Source organism: Halobacillus karajensis, from assembly GCF_900108515.1.
GTDB classification, from domain to species: Bacteria; Bacillota; Bacilli; order Bacillales; family Halobacillaceae; genus Halobacillus; species Halobacillus karajensis.
In genome coordinates, this window is the sequence record NZ_FNWW01000004.1 from 156,098 (window position 1) to 179,985 (window position 23,888).

General features: G+C 38.8%; 21 protein-coding genes. 5 read left to right on the plus strand and 16 right to left on the minus strand.

All coding sequences use genetic code 11. From position 1 onward, the window contains the following. Positions 1-24: 24 nt before the first annotated feature. Positions 25-1,986, minus strand: coding sequence for an AMP-binding protein (locus BLW54_RS09950; protein ID WP_035505079.1), 1,962 nt, complete (start codon positions 1,984-1,986; stop codon positions 25-27). 195 nt (positions 1,987-2,181) lie between these two features. On the opposite strand from BLW54_RS09950, the gene BLW54_RS09955 reads away from it, so the two are divergent. The 4 genes from BLW54_RS09955 to BLW54_RS09970 all read left to right on the plus strand — a co-directional run bounded on the left by BLW54_RS09955 (position 2,182) and on the right by BLW54_RS09970 (position 7,979). Continuing rightward, a complete protein-coding gene (locus BLW54_RS09955; protein ID WP_035505077.1) occupies positions 2,182-3,660 on the plus strand; it encodes a flotillin family protein in 1,479 nt (492 codons plus the stop codon). 298 nt (positions 3,661-3,958) lie between these two features. Then, positions 3,959-5,107, plus strand: a complete 1,149-nt coding sequence (locus BLW54_RS09960; RefSeq protein WP_074734370.1) for an NAD-dependent epimerase/dehydratase family protein — start codon at positions 3,959-3,961, stop codon at positions 5,105-5,107. A gap of 13 nt (positions 5,108-5,120) precedes the next feature. Next, positions 5,121-6,284, plus strand: a complete 1,164-nt coding sequence (locus tag BLW54_RS09965) for a glycosyltransferase family 4 protein (protein WP_074734373.1) — start codon at positions 5,121-5,123, stop codon at positions 6,282-6,284. A gap of 1,125 nt (positions 6,285-7,409) precedes the next feature. Beyond that, positions 7,410-7,979: a C40 family peptidase gene (locus BLW54_RS09970; protein ID WP_035505071.1), complete on the plus strand. Its 570-nt coding sequence runs from the start codon at positions 7,410-7,412 to the stop codon at positions 7,977-7,979. Here BLW54_RS09970 and BLW54_RS09975 read toward each other — a convergent pair. The 4 genes from BLW54_RS09975 to BLW54_RS21185 all read right to left on the minus strand — a co-directional run bounded on the left by BLW54_RS09975 (position 7,968) and on the right by BLW54_RS21185 (position 11,161). After that, positions 7,968-8,903 carry an exonuclease domain-containing protein gene (locus tag BLW54_RS09975; protein ID WP_071414079.1) on the minus strand — a complete coding sequence of 312 codons (936 nt, stop codon included), beginning with the start codon at positions 8,901-8,903 and terminating at the stop codon, positions 7,968-7,970. The genes BLW54_RS09970 and BLW54_RS09975 overlap by 12 nt on opposite strands. 626 nt (positions 8,904-9,529) lie before the next feature. After that, positions 9,530-10,084, minus strand: a complete 555-nt coding sequence (locus BLW54_RS09980; RefSeq protein ID WP_035505064.1) for a nitroreductase family protein — start codon at positions 10,082-10,084, stop codon at positions 9,530-9,532. Between the two features lie 115 nt (positions 10,085-10,199). Beyond that, positions 10,200-10,697, minus strand: coding sequence for an ABC transporter substrate-binding protein (locus BLW54_RS21180; RefSeq protein WP_279626547.1), 498 nt, complete (start codon positions 10,695-10,697; stop codon positions 10,200-10,202). After that, positions 10,694-11,161: an ABC transporter substrate-binding protein gene (locus tag BLW54_RS21185; protein ID WP_279626548.1), complete on the minus strand. Its 468-nt coding sequence runs from the start codon at positions 11,159-11,161 to the stop codon at positions 10,694-10,696. Before BLW54_RS21185 ends, BLW54_RS21180 begins: the two co-directional genes overlap by 4 nt. A 343-nt stretch (positions 11,162-11,504) precedes the next feature. Here BLW54_RS21185 and BLW54_RS09990 point away from each other — a divergent pair, with 343 nt between their 5' ends. After that, positions 11,505-11,912, plus strand: a complete 408-nt coding sequence (locus tag BLW54_RS09990; RefSeq protein WP_074734375.1) for a YusW family protein — start codon at positions 11,505-11,507, stop codon at positions 11,910-11,912. A 79-nt stretch (positions 11,913-11,991) separates the two neighbouring features. Here the strand turns inward: BLW54_RS09990 and BLW54_RS09995 are convergent, their stop codons facing one another. The 11 genes from BLW54_RS09995 to BLW54_RS10045 form a co-directional block, all read right to left on the minus strand. After that, positions 11,992-12,867 (minus strand): CvfB family protein, encoded by an 876-nt coding sequence (locus BLW54_RS09995; protein WP_035505058.1) that lies wholly within the window; start codon positions 12,865-12,867, stop codon positions 11,992-11,994. Positions 12,868-12,981: 114 nt separating this feature from the next. Next, entirely contained in the window at positions 12,982-13,068 is an 87-nt protein-coding gene (locus BLW54_RS10000; protein ID WP_008640034.1) for a YjcZ family sporulation protein, read from the minus strand. A gap of 92 nt (positions 13,069-13,160) precedes the next feature. Beyond that, on the minus strand, positions 13,161-14,150 hold the full coding sequence (locus BLW54_RS10005) for an LLM class flavin-dependent oxidoreductase (RefSeq protein ID WP_035505055.1): 990 nt from the start codon (positions 14,148-14,150) through the stop codon (positions 13,161-13,163). Between the two features lie 19 nt (positions 14,151-14,169). Next, entirely contained in the window at positions 14,170-14,550 is a 381-nt protein-coding gene (locus BLW54_RS10010) for a helix-turn-helix transcriptional regulator (RefSeq protein ID WP_035505053.1), read from the minus strand. Between the two features lie 150 nt (positions 14,551-14,700). Next, positions 14,701-15,696 carry a zinc-binding dehydrogenase gene (locus tag BLW54_RS10015; RefSeq protein WP_035505048.1) on the minus strand — a complete coding sequence of 332 codons (996 nt, stop codon included), beginning with the start codon at positions 15,694-15,696 and terminating at the stop codon, positions 14,701-14,703. 136 nt (positions 15,697-15,832) lie between these two features. Continuing rightward, entirely contained in the window at positions 15,833-16,630 is a 798-nt protein-coding gene (locus BLW54_RS10020) for a LysM peptidoglycan-binding and 3D domain-containing protein (RefSeq protein ID WP_035505046.1), read from the minus strand. A 325-nt stretch (positions 16,631-16,955) separates the two neighbouring features. Then, positions 16,956-18,572: an ABC-F family ATP-binding cassette domain-containing protein gene (locus tag BLW54_RS10025; protein ID WP_035505045.1), complete on the minus strand. Its 1,617-nt coding sequence runs from the start codon at positions 18,570-18,572 to the stop codon at positions 16,956-16,958. Positions 18,573-18,730: 158 nt separating this feature from the next. Further along, entirely contained in the window at positions 18,731-18,943 is a 213-nt protein-coding gene (locus tag BLW54_RS10030) for a cold-shock protein (RefSeq protein ID WP_035505041.1), read from the minus strand. A 73-nt stretch (positions 18,944-19,016) separates the two neighbouring features. Beyond that, positions 19,017-19,217 carry a cold-shock protein gene (locus BLW54_RS10035; protein WP_027954344.1) on the minus strand — a complete coding sequence of 67 codons (201 nt, stop codon included), beginning with the start codon at positions 19,215-19,217 and terminating at the stop codon, positions 19,017-19,019. A 252-nt stretch (positions 19,218-19,469) separates the two neighbouring features. Then, positions 19,470-19,967, minus strand: a complete 498-nt coding sequence (locus BLW54_RS10040) for a superoxide dismutase family protein (protein ID WP_035505039.1) — start codon at positions 19,965-19,967, stop codon at positions 19,470-19,472. A 169-nt stretch (positions 19,968-20,136) separates the two neighbouring features. After that, complete coding sequence (locus BLW54_RS10045; protein WP_074734377.1) at positions 20,137-23,727, minus strand: dynamin family protein; 3,591 nt, start codon at positions 23,725-23,727, stop codon at positions 20,137-20,139. Positions 23,728-23,888 lie beyond the last annotated feature (161 nt).

Here is a 23,888-nt window from a genome sequence, read left to right on the forward strand (position 1 = left end):
TGTGGTCCAGGAATTCTTTTTTATTTATGCTTTAAACGATGGATTTTGACCGATGCTCTTGATTTGGTTTACACTCTCTGGGTTTTCCAGGGCACTCAAATCCCCGGAAGGCCTATTAAGATAAGCCGATTTGATCGCACGTCTCATCACTTTGGCATTACGTGTTTTCGGTAGATCATCGACAATGAACAGCTTCTTTGGAGCTAGTGCTTTCCCGAGCTTCTGGTCCAGATGCAAGAGAAGTTCTTCCAGAAGTTCATTCGTATTTTTCTTTTTATTGCTTAAAACGATAAAAGCAACCGGTTCTTCTCCTTTGACCTCGTGAGGGATTCCGATCACTCCTGACTCGATGACGTCCTTATGTTCAACTAGTACAGACTCCACTTCAGCAGGTCCGAGCCGCTTACCCGCAACATTCAATACATCATCCGACCGACCTGTAATCGTATAATAGCCTTCTTTATCTCTGATGACCCAGTCTCCATGGACCCAAGTATCCTTGAATCGACTCCAATAGGTTTGCTCATAACGTTCATCGTCTTTAAAGAAGCTATTGGTCATCCCAACCCATGGTTGTTTGATGACAAGCTCCCCGACATGATCAAAAACCGGATTTCCTTGGTCATCAAAAACATCTACATCCATACCCGGAAGGGCGGCGTTGAAGGTAACAGGCTGAATAGGTTTAAGGAGTACATTACCTAGGATACCGCCTGATATTTCTGTTCCTCCAGAGTAGTTGAAAATCGGAACTTTTGAATCTCCCGCGTGCTTGAACAACCAATTCCAAGGCTCTGGGTTCCATGGTTCGCCCGTAGAACCTATGAGTTTTAAGGAGTGGAGATCATGTTTCTTAATCCAATCTTCTCCATGCTTCATCATAGACCGGACTAATGTAGGAGAAATTCCTAAATGGGTCACCTGATATTTTTCAACAAGGTTCCATAATCGATCAGGCTCTGGATAATCAGGCGTACCTTCAAACATTACGATAGAGGCTCCATTTACTAAGCCTCCATATACCAGAAAAGGACCCATCATCCACCCCATATCCGTATACCAAAACAGAGTATCTCTTTTTTGGACATCCATGCAGATACCGGCATCGAAAGCAGCCTTAATCGGAAATCCAGCATGAGTATGAACCGCCCCCTTTGGTTTTCCAGTGGTACCTGAAGTATAAATCAACATGTAAGGGTCATCCGCCTTTTTCACTTTCGTCTTGTAAACGGTTTCATTTTTTCGCAGATTGGACCATGCTACATCCCGGTATTTGTTCCAATCCACTTCTATACCAGCCCTTTCTACAACGAATACATGCTCTAATGAAGGAGACTGGTCTGCAGCTAAATCCGCTTCATCTTTCATAGAAATGGTTTTGCCTCTTCTGAAGAACCCATCAGCTGTGATGAGGGCTTTAGCACGGCTAGCCTGGATTCTCGTCGCCACGGCATCGGCTTTGTATCCAGAGAAAGCAGGGGAGAATATTGCTCCTATCTTTGAGATCGCGAGCATGGAAATCAATGTTTCAGGGATCATAGGCATATATAATGTAACGATATCCTCTGGAGTAATATTGTATTGTTCCAGCCCATAAGCGACAGCATCCACTTCTTTTTGTAGATCATGGAATGTGTAGCTTGCAGTATCCCCGTTATCTCCCTCCCATAATAGGGCGACCTCATTTTTCATCTCTTCATCTTGTGCCCAGCGATCAAGGGCAAGATGAGCAACGTTTAATTTACCACCCTCAAACCATTGAGGATACATAATTCCTCGGGATAAATTCAGTGTTTTTTGATAAGGAGTGTACCAATCGATGTCCATTTCCTTCACAGCCGCATCCCAAAACCAATCAATTTTTTTTACCGATTGTTCATAAAAATCCTCGTAACGATTGAAACCAAGTTTATTCATCCATTGGTATAACCGTGTTGATTTTTTCATATCCTGTGTTGGGATCCATGCATTCTCATATGTACTCATGTTAAGTTCCTCCTTTTCAGAATGTTCTAATATTCATTATACCTTAAAGAAGTGTTTGGTTGAATCTATGTATAGATTTCACAAAGAATTATTTGTCGAACATTGCAAATTTGTTGAAACTTTAATATGGTTGAATTCGTTATGCTATATATCCCCTTTTATTACATATTAGGGAAATCGTAAAGGAGTGGTATTTTGTTTGAAGGTGCTTTATTTTTGCTTATTTTAGGAGTTATAGGTGTGGTAGCTCTTGTGGGGGGAATTATTACATTTATCGTTTTTCGATTGCGTTATAAAACAGCAAGCTCGAATGAAGCGTTAATTGTGACAGGGCCTAAGTTGGGAGATCCAGAACAAGAGAAGAATGTTTTCGAAGATGATAACGGCAGGTCCGTCAAAATCATCCGGGGCGGAGGTTACCGTTTACGAATGTTTCAGACGGCAACACCTATTGATTTGACATCATTTCAACTTCAAGTCAATTCTGAAAAAGCGTATACCAAGGAAGGAATCCCTGTCAGTGTTGAGAGTACTGCAGTAATCAGCATTGGCAGTGAGCTTGAGATTATGGCGAACTTTGCAGAGAAATTCCTTGGGAAAAAACAGAAAGAAAGAGAATCAGAGCTTAAAGATGTATTGAATGGTCATTTGCGCTCAATCATTGCTTCTCTACCTATTGAGAAGATATATAATGACTTTAAAGAAGTAAATACTCAAGTGAAAAAGATTGCGGAGTCAGACCTTAAAGGAATGGGTTTTGAAATTACATCCTTTGCACTGAATGATGTAGAAGATGTGGATGTGGAAAATGGTTATATTGATGCTTTAGGACGCCCGCATATTGCGGAAGTACAGAAAAAAGCGAACATGGCTGAGTCGGATGCAACGAAAGAAACTCGTATTTACCAGGCGAAAAATGATCAGGAAGCTCAGAATGAGGAAAATCGTCGCCAAACAGCTATTGCCGCATCAAAAAAAGAAAAAGACATTAAGGAAGCGGAATTCCAAACCGAAACAAATCGTGCAAAAGCAAATGCTGATCAGGCCGGAGAGCTAGAAAGACAGAAGCTTGCTCAACAGATTAAGGAAGAAGAGTTGAAAGTTCAGTATATTGAAAAACAAAGGGCCGTTGAGCTTGAAGAAGAAGAGAATAAGCGTCGTCGTTCGATAGCTGATGCAGAAGCATATGAAGTAACGAAACGGGCTCAGGCGGAAGCGGATAATGAAAGAATCAAAGGGGAATCAGAAGCGGAAGTCATCCGACAGCGTGGTTTAGCGGAAGCTGAATCTAAAGAACGCATGGCTAAGGCTATGGAACATTATGGGGAAGCGGCGATCATGGAAATGTTGATCAAAGTATTGCCTGAATATGCAGAAAAAGTATCTGCACCGATTAGTCAGATTAAAGATATGAAAGTCATCGACATGGGTGGAACTGACTCGCGCGGGGGATCTACAAAAGTAGCGAACAGCGTTACATCAACAATGCTCGGAATTCAGGAATCGTTGAAAGAAACCACAGGAATGGATTTAAAAGCCATGCTGGAAAGTTATGTTTCAAGGGGAGCTGTTCACGATTTCGATGATCGTTCTACTGACCAAATGAAGGAAGCAGCCGCTGCTAAAGAAAACGAATCTCATGAAATTCAAGAGGATGTAAGGAAAGAAGAATAAATGGAAGGCCTGCAGAAGGATCAAATCTGCAGGTTTTTTAATACAGAGGTTTAATGGTTATGATAGTGGGGGTACATAGGTTTCAGGCCTTAAAAATTTACATGTGCTATACATAGAACCAGCGGTTTAATAAAGAATTAATTGTTTCAAAATTAAATTAATGGTAAAGTCTAAATCGTAGAGACCTGACAGAATGACATCAAGGATAGTAGCTTGAGAACTTTTATAAACCTTATGGTACTGTCATAGAGTCATTCCATTAAGGATACGAGTATGTGATGTAACTAGGAGGTAGATTATGAGAATTATTGTAGCAGGGGGAGACGGTTTTTGCGGTTGGCCAACCGCATTATACCTATCCAAACAAGGCCATGATGTAACAATTGTAGATAACTTAGTACGCAGAAAGTATGATCAGGAACTTCGCTCAAATTCCGTAACACCAATCGCGTCATTAGAAGAACGGGTGACAAAATGGAAGGAAGTCTCAGGAAGGGAAATTAAAACTTTCATTGGAGATTTGAATCACTACGATTTTTTAAGTGAAGTTTTCCGTCAAACACAGCCAGATGCGTTTGTTCACTTTGCTGAACAACGATCAGCCCCCTATTCAATGATTGACCGTGAGCATGCAGTGTATACACAAACGAATAATGTAATGGGGAACTTGAATGTCCTATACGCCATCAAGGAATTCGCTCCTGAATGTCATTTAATTAAATTGGGTACAATGGGCGAATACGGCACACCAAATATCGATATTGAAGAAGGATATATTGAAATAGAGCATAAAGGGCGTAAAGATACACTTCCATATCCGAAACAGCCGGGCTCTTTCTATCATCTTTCCAAAGTGCATGACAGCCATAATATCATGTTTGCATGTAAGATATGGGGCATTCGCGCGACCGATTTGAATCAGGGGATCGTTTATGGTCTTCATACAGAGGAGACCAAGCTTGATCCGAAACTAGTAAATCGTGTAGATTACGATGGAGTATTCGGAACAGCATTGAATCGCTTCGTTAATCAGGCGGCTATCGGACATGATATAACTGTCTATGGTTCTGGTGGGCAAACACGTGCTTTCTTGAATATTGAAGACACTGTAAGATGTGTTGAAATTGCTGCTGAAAATCCTGCAGATAAAGGTGAATTCCGTGTGTTTAACCAATTCACGGAATGGTTCTCTGTACAGGAGCTTGCTGAACGTGTACAAAAGATCGCTAAAGAAGAAGGTCTTGATACACAAGTGAGGCAAATCGAAAACCCAAGAATTGAAAATGAAGACCATTATTATAACGCTGTAAATACAAAACTTCGTGATCTTGGATTGGAGCCTCACTTGCTTACAGACGATGTCATTCGTGATATTCTCCGTACAGCAGTAGAACATAAAGATCGAATTATCCAGGAGAACGTATTGCCGTCAATCACTTGGAAGTAAGGAGTTTTCCGCTTTGAAAATCGCCATTATTACAGAGACATTCCTCCCATCAACAGATGGAGTTGTAACTCGATTAAAAGAATCTATCAAATATTTACGCAAACAAGAACATGAGGTCGTAGTCATTGCTCCAGATTTTGGTGTGACGGAATACGAAGGGGCGATCGTCGAAGGGGTTAAAACCACGAAAATGCCATTTTACAGGTATCGAGAATTCAGTTTACCTCAGCGGCGGGTGAAAGAGTTGTTACAGAAACATAACCCAGACCTTGTTCATGTGGTTAATCCAGCTCTCGTCGGGGTTTCAGGTGTATATTATGCAGATAAACTGAATTATCCTTTAATTGCCTCTTACCACACCCATGTACCAAAATACCTGGATTATTACAGTTTATACCCTTTTAAACCTTTGGTTTGGTGGTATTTCAGAAAGTTACACAATTATGCAGATGTGAACTTGTGTACGTCCAAAGCGATTAAAAAGGAATTAGATGAAAAAAACTTTCATAATGTCAGTGTGTGGGACAGAGGAGTAGCGGTTGATCATTATCATCCAAAACATAAAAATGAAGCCATGCGCAAGCGATTGACAGGTGGTAAAACAGCAAACAAACTGCTTATTTTTGTAGGAAGGCTGGCTCCTGAGAAGGAGATCCATAAAATAAGACCACTTTTGGAAAGACGGAATGATCTTTCCCTCGCTATTGTCGGAGATGGACCTGTAAAAAAAGAGTTGGAGGAGACATTCAAAGGGACAAATACCATATTCACAGGGCTTTTGCACGGAGAAGAATTAGCCCAGGCGTTTGCTTCTTCTGATGCCCTCATTTTTCCATCTGTGACCGAAACGCTTGGCCTCGTCATTTTGGAATCCATGGCATCCGGTTTACCTGTAATCGCAGCAAAAAGTGGACCTACGATGGAACAAGTGGAGGATGGCAAAACAGGCTTATTATTTGAAAATGAAAATACAGAGAGTATGATCCAAGCTATTCAAAGACTAGAAGATGAAGGTTTATATCGAACTCTTTGCGAAAATGCTCGTGAAGAAGCTGAAAAGTACAGTTGGCAAAAACCATCCGAACAAATTCTCGAGTATTATTATCAAACACTAAAAGTCTATGAAGAGCAAACGGCTACCACTTCAAAAAAATCAAAGCTTAAAGTCACAGAGTAATCGCTCTGTGACTTTTTCTTTGCGTATTAAAGCGACTTAGTAGTAACTCAAAATACATTATGATACACTAACCATCGGAACACACGTTCTAAGCCTCATAAATACCACATTACCCTTCGACATTCTTACTTACAACTTAGTAGCAACTCCGAGACTAAAAATAAAAACAATCAACAAATCAAAACAAACGATTTTCCTTTAAATTCTATATAGGGAGTGTGGAAATAGCAACTAAAAGAAGGGGAGAGCCATCTCAACTTTTTATATTGCTGGTGATAGAGTAGATTTTAGAGTGTTTAACGTGAACGAATTGTTTTTGATCATTCAGAAACACTGACCAGATAAAATGGATAACTTCTAAAGGTAGGTCCATACGAATAATAAAATAATGGTAATTCGTAATTTTTTGCAAATGTTTTATAGCTTTGCACGGGAAGTTATGAATAGAAGTTATGGGTATAAGTAGAATTTATCTTAAATTCAAATTGGTCACGGGAACGGCAAGTATAAAGTGTAAAAGGAGATTACGCAGTAAATTAAGAAAGTAATAACATAACGTAGTATGTTCGCGGATCTATAATGTAACAATGATTAAACAGAATAAAAATTTGCTCATTCATTAACATTAAAAAACAAAATCTATTCGCACATTTATATTTTTATATTTCGTCTCAATATCTAAAGTATACTTTATTATTGAGACGAAAACTCATCCCCAGAAATGACTCAGTATAATAAATATTATGTAAACTAAGATGTGAAATAAAATAAGCATAACTTTTTTTATTTTCTCCCCCTTCCTTCTTACATCTTGTTTCAGTTTGCTGTGATGATTTATGAAGAATCTATTGGACTTTAGGATAAACTAATTTATCAACGCCATAATTACAATGCATTCCACCTGCGAAGATATTCAAATTCAGCTTAAATTTCCATGTTACGTATTTTCTTACTCCACAATACATGGAATTTTAAGTTATCTTCTTTGTTCATAATCGCTTATGCTTTCCATTCCTTAACGGATGCGAACATACGTTCCAACCCCGTGTTTTTGGCATTTCATATAGTTGTGTTTAATTTTTATTGATCTAGGATCGTCATAGAAGAAAATAAAGGAAGATTTATATGCAAAAATTACATTTATTATTGATTTCATTCATTATGGTGATTTTTTTTATTAAAGCTAAGAAGGTGTTTGCTCCAGTGCATCAAGAAAAAAGCCCTAAATATCCTCAATCAATGAGAACACTACTTCCAGGAGATTTGTTGTTTTCTCCTATCGGCCGAAAAGAATCACGTTACATAGGCCATGTAGGGATTGTAAATAGCAATTACAAAGTCGTTCACTCCGTTCCTGCCGGGGTAATTCAGGATTGTCTTGAAGATTACTTCCAAAAGTTCTCAAAAATTAAGGTGCTTTCCCCTCTTGATAAAAAAGCAGGAAAAGCTGCTGGAGAATACGCTTTAAAACTACAATCGGTTCACTCTAAGGCAATGTATAAAATACGGACCCCTATAGGATATTCAAACCAATATCAATATTGCACTAAAATTGTTTGGCAGTCTTATTTTTATGGAGCAGGGATTAATCTTGGCGGATTGTCCATTACATCCAAATCCGTCCACCCTCTACGTATAAAAGACCGCCGGTATTTAATGCAAAAAGAGAACCCAAGCTCATCATTAGTTCATTGATGAGCTTGGGAAATATTGAAGAAAATCGGATTCTGGAATAATTTCGATCGGGTATCCCTGACTGAGGAATGTTTCGACTTGTTCAAGCTTGCTTGTTTTATTACCCCTCATGTACTCTTTGAAGCTCTCTTCTCCAACAATAATAAAATTTGTTGTTGACTCAATGGAGGGCTGGAATTTAGCACCAAGATCTACTACTTTCTGAATAGCCTCCTCCCTTTTCAAGCTTTTCAATTTTCCTGTAAACACAATCGAAGCCTTGTAAAATGGATGCGCTGGGTCAAAGTGGTTTGTTGTAGCTGGATAAGCACTGCACTTTTCCTTCTTTACAGGTTTCTTATTATTCAAACGAGCAGGTTCATATCCATGTTCATACATGACCCCATTTGTAGTCCCCGTTTTATTGACTAAATCTCTTGAGTCTACTGCCCCAAGTTCTTCTTTTGCACATAAGAATATATGAGCAGCTGCTCTTGCATCATCCAGGGCTTGGTGATGACGAAATGTAAAACCAAGGTAGGCCGATACAACATTTAAATTGTATTTAGGTAAACTCCACGTTTTTTTAGATATGTTCAATGTACAGTTGTAAGCAAGCATGGGGTAAGGAAGGTGGTATTGATCCAAAACGGCCCGTAATACTCCCATATCAAACTTAGCATTATGGGAGATAATTAACCTGCCTTCTAACAAAGGCTTTATCTCTCGCTTCCAGAGTATATCGAATTCTTCAGCATCGGATACATCCTCTTGTGTAATTCCATGAACGCGAGTGTTCATAGGTGCGAAATAATTGTTCTTTGGCTTTATCAACTTATAGTATTCTCTAATTACTGAACCCTCTTTATATTCGATAAGGCCTATGGAACATACAGAAGCTCTTGAAGAATTAGCTGTCTCAAAATCCAGGGCTATAAAATTCATATATGACTCCTTTAGGTGTAGTTGTTTATTTCTATCATAAAGAAATCTTTTCTCATTCGTCCATTCTAAAGGCTTATACCAGATGATATTATTTTTATCCGATCATAACTGTATAAGCTATAAACGACTAGCGGACAATATACAAAAGGAGGAGTTGGAGATGGCTTGCGATTATGCTAAATTACCGAAAGAACAGTTGAACCGGGTGAAAGAGCTGGAGGAACAACTGAAAGTCGTTCTAATTGCTTACGATTCCAAATATAAAGATTAAAGAAAGGGTGCCGTAAACGGGCACCTTCTTTCTTAGAGCTTTATTACTTAGGCTTCGTGTTTTTATTCGTATTCGTATTTTCTTTCCATTTCCATATGATAATTTTGATAACTACGGAAGGAAAAAGTTAAATTTTTGGCCCACATTCTCGTTATAAGATCAAGTTTAACGTTAAATACGGACAGAAATAAACGAATACTCAATGATTACTTGTTAATCCAGCCCAACGATAAACAAAAGAATAAGGGATCTTGCTCCACTTAAAAATCTAAACCAAGCCCCTAATAAGGTATAATTATCATCTAATATTCCCTGGACCACTACAAAAAGCCCACCATTAATGGTGGGCTTTTTGTTAGTTTTTATAAACGGTTAATTTATTTTCAATTGGTGTTCTGGATTTTTGCTTCGGTTGCTGATCAAAGAATCCCATGTGGATAAAACCTACAATCTTCTCCCCTGGTTTCACATCAAGGAGTTCCCTTACCTTTGGCTCGTGGATTTGTGGGTTCGTTTTCCAGCAAACTCCTAATTGCCTTTCCCAAGCAAGTAATTGGAAGTTTTGGAGCATGCTGCTGATAGCACCAAAATTTTCTTCCCATTGTTTTTGACGCGGATCTTCCTCCATGACTGCAATTAAAAATGCTGCCGGCTGACTAAAATAATTTCGGCGATTTTCCTGCATCTCTCGCGGGAAGGTTTGGACAAGGGATTCTACAAATTCATCTTTTTCGTGAGTTGGAATATAGATAAATCTCCAAGGCTCCCGTAAACCATGAGTCGGTGCCCACCTTGCATCATCCAATAATTCCTTTATTAATTCAGTTGGTACTTCTTTATCTAAGTATCCACTCTTAATGGATCGGCGTTCACGAATAATTTTCGCAAGATCTGTTTTCGTTTGTTCCATACCTCTCACCTACGTTATCAAAATATTTTATCTACGGTAATGATAATCGTTCTCATTGATTTTGTCAAGGTTTGGTGCTTTATAAACCCCTTCCATTGCCAAGAGCTATCATTAATTAGTTCAGTTTAGCTGCAATTTCCTCAGCCAAACGTTCTGCAGAAAGAGGTCCTGCAAATGTACCCATATCACCTGGGAGCTGATATGTACGTTCTTTCTCAACAAAATCCAGATTTGTCCAAGCAGGATTATCTGCAAGGTTGTCAAAAATAGGGTCATCTTCCTGGACAAGATAAAAGAAATGAGCATCTTGATAGTTTTGAAGAGCTTCAACATCAGAAGATATAAAGCCATAAACTTCTGGTTTTTCACTATTTACTGCATTTTCAATACCCATCTGGTTCAGTACACCTGCCACAAGTGAATTGTCAGTAAACAACCTCATTGTTGGTGTATTTTGCGCAGTGAAAGCCTGAGTGACTATAGCTTCGATTTCCTCGCTTTCGTTGATTTCTTGACCTAATTTCATCATTTTATCTTCCAAAGTAGATATAAATTGAGAGGCTTTGTCTTTTTTCTTAAATATCTCTGCCATGATTTTAAATTCATTTTTCATGTGCTCATATTGATCGCTGCACCTTCTTCAGAATAAGGAGCAAACATAATTGTAGGAGCAATCTCTTTTAATTGATCTTCAAATTCCTCATGGCGGTAGTCGGCCCCAATAATTAAATCAGGATTCAAACGTGAAATTGCTTCAAAATTAGGTTCAGAACGGGTCCCCACATCCACTACATCATCAGCAAGAGATTCTCCCGCATTCACCCATTTATTATACCCCTCTTTATCTGCGACACCAACAGGTTGAATTCCTAGTGGAAGTATATGTTCTACATAGGACCATTCCAAGACTACAACCCTCTTAGGGACTCCCTCTATCTCAACTTCGCCATTAGGGCCATCTATCGTTCTTATCTGCCCATTCTCTTCTGAACTTGTTTGTTCTTTTACTTCTTCACTACCACAAGCAGCAGTTAATAATACGACTAATAATAAGGCAATCCATTGGCCCCACTTCATTACACATCCGTCCCTCCGCAATTAATTGATAAAGATTCTCATTATCAATAATGAGTCTATCCAATTATTGATTGTCTGTCAATGAGAGGAATGATCAATTTTATAGGGGACACAAATGAAAAAGGTATATAAACGAAGAGGAACCTAACTCACCACTCAACACTATGAGTCATGATGGATCAGATGATTTGGTCTTTAAAAGTTATGAACTGGTTTAATTTCGGTCATCCTATTAAAAGGATACGAATGGAGGGATAGGAAATGAAGAAAAACATAACTATCATAGTCTTCACTTTCGTTATTTTGTCAGGATGTAAAGCCTCCCCCCCCTGATGAACAAGCGTTGGATTATGATCAACAACAATTATCTACAGAACAATCATCTAAGCCTCATGACAATATAGATAAAGTCCCTAATGAAAAATGGCAACATTCGAGGAAGGCCCTTCCTTTCAAGGAATTTGATCTCGAAATCGACTATGTAGATTCACTTTCTTTTGAGGTGGAATATTATACTTCAAAAGATCAAACGAGTGCTGCCATCCATGAAATTGACCAAGAAAAGATCGTGGGAGAAAAAGCACTCAATCAACTGACTCCACATTTTATGGAACTTAGTTTTGATCAAGATTCTACGGAGGAAGAAGTTATAGACGATGTTATCCATGTGTTTGGGCTTGATGATACGTATAAAGAATTTAAGCTGAGGGTTATCTATAATAATGGGAATAGGGCTGTTTATGAAGATTAAAGTAAAAAAACAAACACCCAGTCTGGTTTGGCTTAGGTGTTTGTTTTTTTTTATTTCAATTCGGAGTTGCTACTAAGTTTTAAGAACGATTATGATTGATCATGGTTTTCCCGTCTTTTTGGATGATTTTTCTTTCCTTCAAAAGTTGTCCTATTGCTCTTTTAAAGGCAGCTTTACTTATTTTGAATGTCTTGCGTATATCTTCTGGATCACTTTTATCATGTAAAAACATGACTCCATCGTTATCTTGTAAGTATTCATAGATCATTTCAGCATCTTCTTTCATGCCTTCTTGCTTTAAGGGACGTAATGAAAGGTTAATGCTGCCATCTTCCTTTACGTCAATGACTCTTGCCTGGATTGTCTCCCCTAGTCTCGGTTCATGCTTCCTCTCACTAGGATGTATGAAGCCTCTAAAGCCTTCACCAGTCAGAACTGCTGTTCCTGCCTTTGTAGCTTTATATACACGTGCAGTAAGCTCCTTATTCATCAGAGATTTAGGAGCTTTTTCAAGATCATCGATTACTTCCTGTTCGGAAATAGGCTCGGCAAGGAGGCGGCCTTTCTTATCAAGTTCCAGACTTACAAATAAATGATCCCCTTGTTGAGGCCAAACAGACTTAAGGAGTGGCAGGTGATCAGTTGACACAAGAATGTCTTTATCACTTAACCCGATATCAACGAAAACCCCCATATTCGGTACAATCTCAACCACTTCCGACCAGCCATAAGTCTCTTTTGTGACTTCAGGGATCTCTAAAGTTGCTACAGCTTGTCCTTTTTTATTTTCATAGATAAAAATCTGGAGTTCTTCATTCTGTTCAACTTCTTTCCCTACTTCTTCTTCAGGTAATACAATTTCGTCTGCCCCGACTTTCAAAATAAAGGCGTTCGTTATTTTCTTTTCTACTGTCGCCTTCTGGACAGTACCAAGTATATGGTTGATATCTTTCATGTTAATTCATCCTTTTTCGACCGTAATGGTACTTATTATAGCTTACATTAAAGCAATTTAAAACGTTGAATATATGTAATGGGAAAAGCGTGGCAAATGCCACGCTTGCAGTGATTAATACCACCAAGACGCTCCTACAATAATTAGGAGAATAAACAATACAACAATTAGCGCAAAGCCTCCACCATATCCTTTACTCATTCCAATTCCCCCCTTTACTTCTATATATGAAAAAGAGGGATAAACGGTATGGGTGAAAGGAGGAGTTTATAACAGAAATAGGCAGATATCTATTAAAACAGATCAGCAATTCTTTCATAGGACTTTTTCTTTTCTTCAAAATCAAAGATGTTCGTAATAATTAAAAATTCCTCTGTCTTATACATTTCTGATAATTCAAGCAACTGTTCCCTTACTTGATGGGGATCTCCAATCACACACCGTCTTCGATTACGGCTGATTTTTTTTATTTCATCTTCAGTATATGGATACGCTCTTGCTTTATCCACTGAAGGAACACGCGTATCCAGTCCTTTTTCTACACGTAACAACCAGAGGTCCTGGCTTAGGGCTAACTCTTCAGCCTTTTCTTCCGTTTCAGCACAAATAACGAAGATACAAACATTGATTCGTGGCTTTTGAAGACCTTTGGAACTTTTGAAGCGTTGCTTATAAGTAGATATACTTGCGCCTCCACGGTCAGGATTAATAAAATGACCAAAGGTGAAACCTGTTCCGTTTATAGCTGCATGTTTGGCCCCTCTTTCGGATAATCCAAGAACCCATAGCTCAGGTTGATGAACGGTCTCTGGAGTTGCCTTTACACCATAATATCGGTCACCCTTAGGAAAATCGCCATATAAAAATTGACTTAGTTCTTTCACTTGTCTTGAAAAAGAACTAAGGGGTTTTTCTATACCATCTGTTAAAGCCATCCTAGTCTTCGGCCCTCCCCCTGGGGATCTTCCTAAACCTAAATCAATGCGGCCAGGATAAAATGCCTCTAACATTCGGAAGTTTTCCGCAACTTTATACGGGCTGTATTGAGGGAGTAACACACCTCCAGAACCCACGCGAATTTTTTGGGTTGATTGGGCAATCTGCGAAATAAGAACTTCCGGAGAGGTGCTTGCCAAACCATTTGTATTATGATGTTCAGCAACCCAAAACCTATGATATCCGAGTTGCTCTGTATGCCTAGCTAAATCAATGGTCTGATGTAAAGCATCTTTTGCTGTTAACCCTTCAGAGATGGGGCTTTGATCCAGTACACTTAATTTCAAAACTGCTCACCTGGCTTTCTTATCGGTACACATCATCCATTATTTGTTGAAGGATGTGTATTTGTTCTTCAAATAATAATTTATACCGTTTTTTTAATACGTCAAACTCCTCTTTTCCTTCATCCGTAAGGTAATACCAATACACTTTTTGTCTTTTCTTCTCATGTGACTTGTAATCCTCTTTTCGGTATAATAAACCCTGCTCTGTCATCTCATGAAGTGTATCAAGCAATGTGGAAGGCGCAGGGACCCAATTCCTTGTAAGCTTCTTAAATTCTGATTTAAAATGTTCACTGATCATCGGTTGATGAATTTGTAATAAATGCATAATGTAAAACTTGGTGAATTGTGCGGCACTCATATTTAATGCAAATCTTTTCGGATTATTCTTATGAGACAAAACATCCACCCCTTGTCATAAAATGGTCTTTCTTTCATTTTACAACAAAAGATGGATGAATTGTCCACTCATACGCACATTCGTTCGGTTATTTATTTGAATATTTTTTATTATATGTTCGGAGTTACTACTAAGTTTTAAGTGAAAACATTAAACAATCTTAAAACCGATTTTTCCGAAGTTTTTTGAGTCCCTAATGTATTCAAATGCCTGTAAATATTCATCAATGGAGAATGTCTTGTCTAATTGTGGTCTTATGTGATGTTCCGTTACAAAGTGAAGCATCTCTCTGAATTCTTCTGCACTCCCCATCGTGGAACCGAGTAGGTTATACTGTCCATAAAAGAACTGACGTATATTGAGCTTCACTTCGTCCTCAGTAGTTGAACCAAATGTAACGATGGTTCCTCCTTTACGAACAATATCAAGGGATTTATTAAAAGTGGCATTCCCTATACTCTCGATAAGTAAATCCACGTTCTCAGATGACAAACTGTTATTCCAATCCTCTTCTGTAGATAATGTTACATCGGCTCCCAGCTTTAATGCTTCTTTTTGTTTTTCCGTAGATCGTGAGGTAACGATGACACGTGCCCCTATGGCTTTAGCAAATTTCAAACAAAAAGTAAGGACTCCACTGCCTATCCCTGGTAACATGACAGTTTGATCCGCTTTCAAATTTCCTCTAGTAAACAGAGCCCTATACGCAGTCAAAGCAGCTAAAGGGAGCACGCCAGCTTCTTCAAAAGATAAATACTCGGGTTTTCGTTCGACGTGATCTTCTGTACAGGTATAATATTCTGCAAATGTCCCATCATCAGGAAGGCCGACAATTTCAAAACCTTGAGGTGGAGCAGCACTCTTTCTTTGCCAACCTAGACCTGGATTCACGACTACTTCATCTCCTGGCTGAAACTTTGTAACCTGCTCTCCAACCGCTTCAACAATACCTGATGCATCAGACCCCGGTATGAGTGGAGGGTCTTCCGCTGTATGACGTTTGGTAACTACAGCTAAATCTCTTCGGTTCATCCCCGCGGTATGTATTTGAATTCTCACCTCTTTCCCTGTAACTTGTTTAACAGACATATCTTTAACCGTTAAGCCATCCAGTCCATTTTCATTTTCATGTACGATTGCTCGCATCACTTTCTCTCCCTTCTAAAAACGAATTATCTATAGTCTATCAATAAGTCCTCCGTCTTCAAAGTAAATGGACTGCATCAAAAAAACTCCTTTCTAATTCCTAGAAAGGAGTTGGTTACACATCTATATGATTTCGTTAATTTGCGAGTACTTGAACTTTCACTGATTTTCTTCCAAAACTAAGGGCCTCTTCCTGAGATGGCATAAAGACATCAATACGGTTTCCACTAATAGATCCACCAGTATCTCCAGCAATAGCTGTGCCGTATCCTTCCACATAAACTTTCGAACCAAGTGGAATAACATTAGGGTCAACGGCAATTACTTTTTGATCAGGATTTGCACGTAGATCGATTCCTGTTGAAGTTACACCACTGCAACCGGAGCAATAAGCAGTATAGGCTGTCGCTTCAGCCGTGATTTCTTTGATTACGTCGTTTCCTGTATCTTTAGATGTACTCGTCTGTGTTGCTGATGATGTATTACTGCTGGAGTTAGAGCTAGGTGCTGTTGTCGCAGGTGCAGCTTGTCCATCTACTTTGAATTGTTCACCAGGATGAATGAGGGTAGAAGTCAGGTTGTTCCACGCCATCAACTGGTCAACTGAGATATTGAATTTTTGCGAAATGGCGTACAACGTGTCTCCGGACTTCACTGTATAAGTGGATGTATTTGAAGACGTATTAGATGAAGATGAAGGTGTGCTAGATTTTGATCCATTTGCTACTTTCAAAGTTTGATTAGGATAGATCAGATTTGAGTTTAAATTATTCATTGTCTTCAAGTCATTTACACTGACGTCATATTTTTGAGAAATTCCCCAAAGGGTATCTCCCTTATTAATTTTATATTCCGTTTCATGTGCACTGACAGTTGTGGCAAATGCCCCAGTTAAAGCTACAGTTGCTGCAACAGAAATTACGGTTTTTTTCATGGAATTCTGCCTCCTCTTGATTGGTCGATCACCAAGCGTGATCATTAACACAATTACAAGATTACCAGAATATCCTGTAAAATTAAGAACAAACAAGCAACAGTTTAGTTGCAAACATAACATGAACATTTCACAGCCATTACAAAAAGGGTAGATTCACCCTTTTTTAGTCAAAAATACCTTCAGGCTCTTATCATTCGACAGCTTTCCCCAATGTAAACTTTTGTCTTTTTATTTATATTTTTACCCAACTTAGTAGAAAGATCAAGTGTTTTATCGAAAAAAACGTCGTTTCTATTAAATAGAAACGACGTCTTACTCATTGTTATTTTGAAGCTAATTTTTTCTGAACCTCAGGATCATTCAAATACTCATCGTACGTCATCTCTTTATCCACTATACCGCCGTTTGGTGTAATCTCAATAATCCTATTGGCGATCGTTTGGATAAATTCATGGTCATGAGAAGCGAAAATAACAGAGCCCTTGAAGTTGATTAACCCTTTGTTCAAAGATGTAATGGATTCTAGGTCAAGGTGGTTGGTCGGTTCATCAAGTAGCAGAACGTTCGCACCTGAAAGCATCATCTTGGATAACATACAGCGAACTTTTTCTCCACCTGAAAGTACATTCGCCTTCTTTAAAGCTTCTTCTCCTGAAAACAACATACGTCCAAGGAAGCTACGAAGGAATGTCTCTGTTTCATCTTCTGGTGAATATTGGCGAAGCCATTCAACAAGGCTTAGATTAGAACCTTCAAAGAATTCAGAGTTATCCTTAGGAAAGTAACTTTGAGATGTCGTCACACCCCATTTGTATGTTCCTTCATCCGGTTCGATTTCTCCCATAAGAATTTGGAAAAGTGTCGTTTTAGCGACTTCATTCGCCCCTACAAGGGCCACTTTATCATCTTTATTTAATGTAAAACTGACGTTATCCAAAACTTTAACTCCATCTACTGTCTTGGAGAGGTTTTCAACAGTGAGTAAATCATTTCCGATTTCACGGTCAGCTTTGAATGCGATATACGGATATTTACGTGAAGACGGCTGAATATCGTCCAATGTAATCTTTTCAAGAAGCTTCTTCCTGGATGTTGCCTGTTTAGACTTTGATGCGTTTGCACTAAAACGGGCTATAAATTCTTTCAAATCTTTAATCTTTTCTTCTTTTTTCTTATTCTGTTCTTCAGCCATCTTCATCGCCAATTGACTGGATTCATACCAGAAATCGTAGTTTCCTACATAAACCTGTATTTTTCCAAAATCAAGGTCGGCGATGTGCGTACAAACATTGTTCAAAAAGTGACGATCGTGGGAAACAACGATGACCGTATTCTCAAAATCAATCAAAAAGTCTTCCAACCATTGAATGGCTTTGATATCCAGGTGGTTGGTCGGCTCGTCTAGCAGAAGAACATCCGGGTTACCGAATAACGCTTGAGCAAGTAGCACTTTTACTTTTTCAGAACCTTGAAGCTCACTCATTTCTTTGTCGTGAAGCTCTTCCCCGATTCCCAGACCTTTAAGAAGGCGGGCGGCATCTGAATCTGCTTCCCACCCATTCATTTCAGCGAACTCCCCTTCTAGTTCAGCTGCTCGCATGCCGTCCTCTTCAGAGAAATCCCCCTTCATATAGATGGCGTCTTTTTCCTTCATTACTTCATAAAGACGGGTATGACCCATGATTACCGTTTCGAGAACTTTATACTCATCATACTCGAAGTGGTTCTGTTTCAAGACTGCTAATCTTTGATCGTTTTTAAGACTTACATCTCCTGTTTGAGCTTCGATCTCACCGCTTAAGATTTTTAAAAAGGTGGATTTTCCTGCTCCGTTCGCTCCGATCAATCCATAACAATTCCCAGGTGTGAATTTTATATTGACATCTTCAAACAACTTCTGGTCGCCGAATCGAAGACTGACATTGTTTACTGTTAACATATGGTAATCCTCCAGTATCTCGTTTCTATAACATAAAAATTATATCATTCTTAAGCTTTGTATGATAGTCGTCCGTTCCAATAAAGAGTTCATTCATCTGCATTCTTTTTATTTGTAAACAGAAAAAAGCGATTGCTTAGAAGCAACCGCTTTGAATATTATGAGTCAGATTTATAATATAAACTGTTGTTCTCTACAACTTGAAGAACTTTGTTTTCTTCTTCCATATCACTTCCGCACATTGGACACTTCTTCTCATCATTAGTTCTAAAGTTATCTCTCATCCAGCAGTTGCAGTCTTCAGACTGACAAACCCAGATCTTTGTATCTTCTTCTTTGATTTCAGCCTGATTCTTTTTTCCGAAAGCCATCGGTGTGCCTCCTTTAGACTGTCATGATATAAAAGAGACTGACCTTCTAAAGCCAGTCTCTTTCTATTTTTTATTATAGTTTCGTGACGTTTGCAGCTTGTGGTCCGCGATTTCCTTCAGTCACTTCAAACTCTACGGCCTGACCTTCTTCTAGAGATTTGAAGCCTTCTTCATTGATGGCGCTGAAATGTACAAATACATCATCTTCGCCTTCAACCTCAATAAAACCAAAACCTTTTTCCGCGTTAAACCACTTCACTGTACCTGTTTTCATAGGGATGGATCCTCCAATGTTTCAAAAATTAATATGCGTTTTGCAATAAAGAAAAAATCACATATTATAAAAAGTACCAATAATGATTGATCACTCTTTATAATAGGTGATTGGAAGTAAGAACTTCAGAATATTGGTAAATTTTATATCTTGTTAAACACTATACTATGACTCACCGGTGAAGTCAAGCAGAGCGGGTTTTTGCTTTACATGAATAGTATATGCGATTGGCAGGCGATTTATTCCATTATTTCATGATCTTTCAATAACCGCACAGGCAAGCCGTTTCCCCGCATCTCCACTTGGCTGGGATTGATAATCATCGGGGCCTTCATGAATAATGACAGATTTACCAATAATATCACGGACATTAAAGCGATCGGTAAAAAAGATCATCCTAGCTCTTCCTTGATTCGAAAATAGCACAGGGAAATCCCCGGCATGATTGCCATGCGGTTGGTGATCTGGGTTCCAATGCTCGCCAGCTGAAGAAAATGGGTCTTTTCCATCACCAATCTCGCAGACACCTTTTTCATGAATATGAAAACCGTGAGGACCAATTTGTTTACCGTTCTTCCCTTTTCGAAAAGCCGGCAAACCTTCTACCTGGACAAAGACCTCGACCCCATAAGGCATTTGATAAAATTGAACGACTCCTTTTAAGTCAGGGGCCAGAGGACTGCTTAAAAAATGAGCCTGAGCAGTTTCCGACGCGTAGGTTTGTCTGTACGGGCCATGTTGGATATACATATGGACATCCTCCTCTTTGTCTATACCTATGTGGACGAATAATCTGATATACCATATTTACATTTTCCATGTATTTAATCATAAAACAAATCCCCTTGTCTAAGGAGGAGGAAGTAGTCCTTAGACGGAGGGGACTTCTGATAGCTTATCTTATGACCTTTATTTTATTTTAGAACGAAGGAAGACGAGAAATTGTATCTTCAAGTTCTTTTGTATGGATTGGGCGATCAAGGTGTGCCTGCAATTGAGCAAATTGATCATGTAGGTCTTCTGCCCATATATCCTTACATTCCTTATATCTTTGATGCCATAACCTTGTATAGTGCTCGATGACAACGTTCGTTAAAGAGTTTAATTGATCTTTCAACACAGGTGAGATAATTTCGGACATAGTATCCTTCATTTCTTCTTTTTCATTTCTTTCAAAAAACGCTTTTGGATTCCTAAAAAGCTTGATCAGCTGACTTTTTTGCTTTTCCTCTATGTCTACTTTTCCATTCAATGGTGGCAATGGAAAATCCTTTTCATCCATATGGGATAATTGCAGAGAATGGCGAATCAGTTGAATTTCACTTTCTATACGTTCTTTCGTCTGTTTCTCTAAATTTTCAATGAAGCGTTCCATCCTGACACAAACAGCTTTGGTCTCTTGAAGCATTTCAAAACTCATTTCCTCAAGAAGCTGCTCCTGGGCCTTTTTCAACGCCTCTTTTACATCAGCAGTGTTTTGAATACTGGCTGGATTAAAATGCCGCTTGAACAGATCATTGAAGTTCAGCATAATACGTTCGTGAACGTAATGGATCTGTTTTTCTGCTTTAATTTTAATCGCATCCTCTGTTCCCTGGGCAAAATTATTCTGCAAAGCCAGGGACAACCGCTCCTGATCTCCCTCTACTTTTGCTTTTTCTAGTTGACGTTCATCTTCATCCATTCGGCTCGTCTCAATGAAGTTCTCTAATACTTGGCGTATGCTGCGAATATCTTCATCAATGGCTTCTACCATCATTTGAGCTAATTCTTCATTTAGAAAAGATTGGAAACTACGCTCGAAGGATTGGATACCTGATTGAAGATCTTTCCCTGTGTGCTTTTCTTCGAGTGCCTTTAAACTGGAGACGGAATACAGTTTAGGATGTCGGATTTGGAAATCATTTAATTGCCTTTTTACATAAGTCTCCACCTGTTTTAACTCTCCCTGGGAATCAGCTAGATCAGCGGCATTGATAAGGAAAAACATTTTATCAAGTGCAAAGCTGTCCTTGACTCGACCAAGTTGGGTCAGAAAGGTCTGATCTGCATGAGAAAAAGGATGATTATAATAGGTGACAAACAACACAGCATCAGAATCCTTGATATATTCAAAACTGACATTCGTATGTCTGGCATTCACTGAATCCGCACCGGGGGTATCGACAAGAGTAATACCTGCTTGAGTCCACGGACAATCATAAAATAATTCCATGGATTCAATGAAACAGGATTTTTTCTCTGTGGAAACATACGATGAAAACTCTTCCCATGGAACATCAATCCTACTGCCAAGTGATGAGGCCATCTCCTCATACCCCTCTATAAATGCTCTTAAAAATGAATGTTGCTTTTGATCAAGTTTCTGCCAATCCTCTTCTTTCAAGTGTTTCGTTTTGTGATAAACATCTGCTAACGATTGTTCGTGAATAGAAATAGACTCCAAAACAGGCGCCAAATCTTCCAGCATTTCTATTTCCTTCTTCACATAAGCATCAATCGAACGATTCGGTTTTTGCTCATTCGAAGGCGAAATCTTGTTGATAGTAGCGGTCGTCGGATTAGGAGAGACCGGCAGAACTAAATCACCGAGCAAAGCATTGGCAAAACTCGACTTCCCCGCACTGAAAGCACCGAATAAGGCTATCGTATAATGTCGGTTTTCCAAACGGTTTTGTTTGTTTTTCAGCTGCTTATATAACCTTTGTGTACCGTCCACATGGGAGATGGTTTTAAGTGTCCTATCTGCCCTTTGCAAAGCTTCTTCAATAGAAGATCCCTTAGGCATGTGTGTCTCTTTTATATGTTCCTCGTTTTTATCGTCAGGTATATCTTGTTGAATAAAATCATCAGGGTCTTTATCAGTGATCGATTCTCGTCGCCACTTTAAAGCCTCTGTAATGACTCTAGCATCTTCTTTTGAATGGCCCTTGTCCATATTTTCTTCCATACGGATACGGAATTTGTTAATATGCTCGGTTAATTCCGTCATTCTTTCATCGATCATTTGCTTTTCTTCGGCCGCTTCAAAAACCTCTTTATGCGTCTTCTTCCATTCCATTTGCTTTTGATCTAACGCTTCAATGAAAAGCTGTTCCCATTTCTGGACAAAGGAACGGACCTCTTTTTGAATATCTTTGGCCACTTCATCGGTATATCGAAGAACATAAGGGCCTGTCACCGATGCCCCTTGTTCAACGAGTGCGGATAACTTTTCCTTGGGATAAATAAAGGGATGATTTTGGATATAATCCAACAAACCTTGATCTGTAATCGTATAATGTTCACTTAAAGTCAACATCCGCTCACGCAGCGGCCAATACAAGTTCTGTTCAATTGACTCACAAACTTTTTGATAAAAGGTATCTTCTCTCCTTCTCCGCTCTTCTTCCGTTTTCTTTTGGGTGAATAAAATGCCGACTTTAAAATTCGGCTGCAAAGATTTTAAATAAGATTCTGCATATTCACGCAAAGAACTTGGCATCAAATAAGCATTGGGTATGAATGAACGAATTTTCTGACGAAAAGCGTTTGTGGCTTCGCCTATAAGTCTCTTCTGATTTTCTAACCAATCCGAGTCTAAATGACTTTGTTCAATCATTTCCTCTAAATGGTCCTTCCTATCTCGCAATTCTTCCATTTCTTGTTCCAGAGTATTAGAATACTCCCTTACAGCTTCTTCCGCTATTCCCTCTGTTTCCTTACTGTTCCGATTTGCTAAAATATCTTCCATTTTGTCAGATAGAGCATGAAAATCTTCTCTTAAATCTTCAAAACTGTTAAAAGGCAGTGAAAAATCCCTCATTGAGGTGAAATAGATATTTTCAGGTTCTATGCCCCATCGCCCAAACGCGTCTTTTACACTATTTTCATACTCTTCAAACGTAAGTTCTCTTTCCACATGCTTATCTACTTGATTGATCACGATAGAGAAAGGAGTCTCTCTTCTTTGCATTTCCAATAGGAACATTAAATTGACTTCAGATTGAACGTGATTATAATCCATAACGTAATACATATAATCCATTAAATGAAGGGAAGATTCCGTGATGAGACGATCCGCATCATTGGTTGAATCTACACCTGGTGTATCTACAACTGAAACTCGTGAGGGTAAGGCCCCTCCCGGCTTCGTAATATTTAAACCTGTAATAGTATCTCCATTTTTACATAGGGCTTTAATGGTTTCGAGATCCACATCTGTATCATAACGAACGGCCGAACCATCTTGAAAATAAACAATGGTTTGGGCATCTCCGCTACTCAAGCGGACAATATTAGCACTTGTTGGAATTGGACTTGAGGGAAGTAAGTTATTTTCTAGTAATTGGTTAATTAATGTAGATTTACCGGCTGAAAAGTGTCCCGCAAAGCCTATAATCATTTCTTTATTTAGCATTTTTTCATAGAGGTCCAATAGTTTCTCTTGCTGAGTTGTAAAATTATATTCACTTAAAAAAACGTACAAATGTTGTATTTTGTTCATTCTTACGTCTGTCAAATAGCTCATCACTTGTCTCCTTCCGGAAAAGTACAATATCTCCTATCATTCTACTCTGAAGAGATTTATTTACTCAAGAACAAAAAACTCTGAGAACGAGATCCATTGTAAGTTTGATAGTTAAGTATCTTTTGTCTGCGTAAAATTCCATTACCTTCCCCTATTTTTAG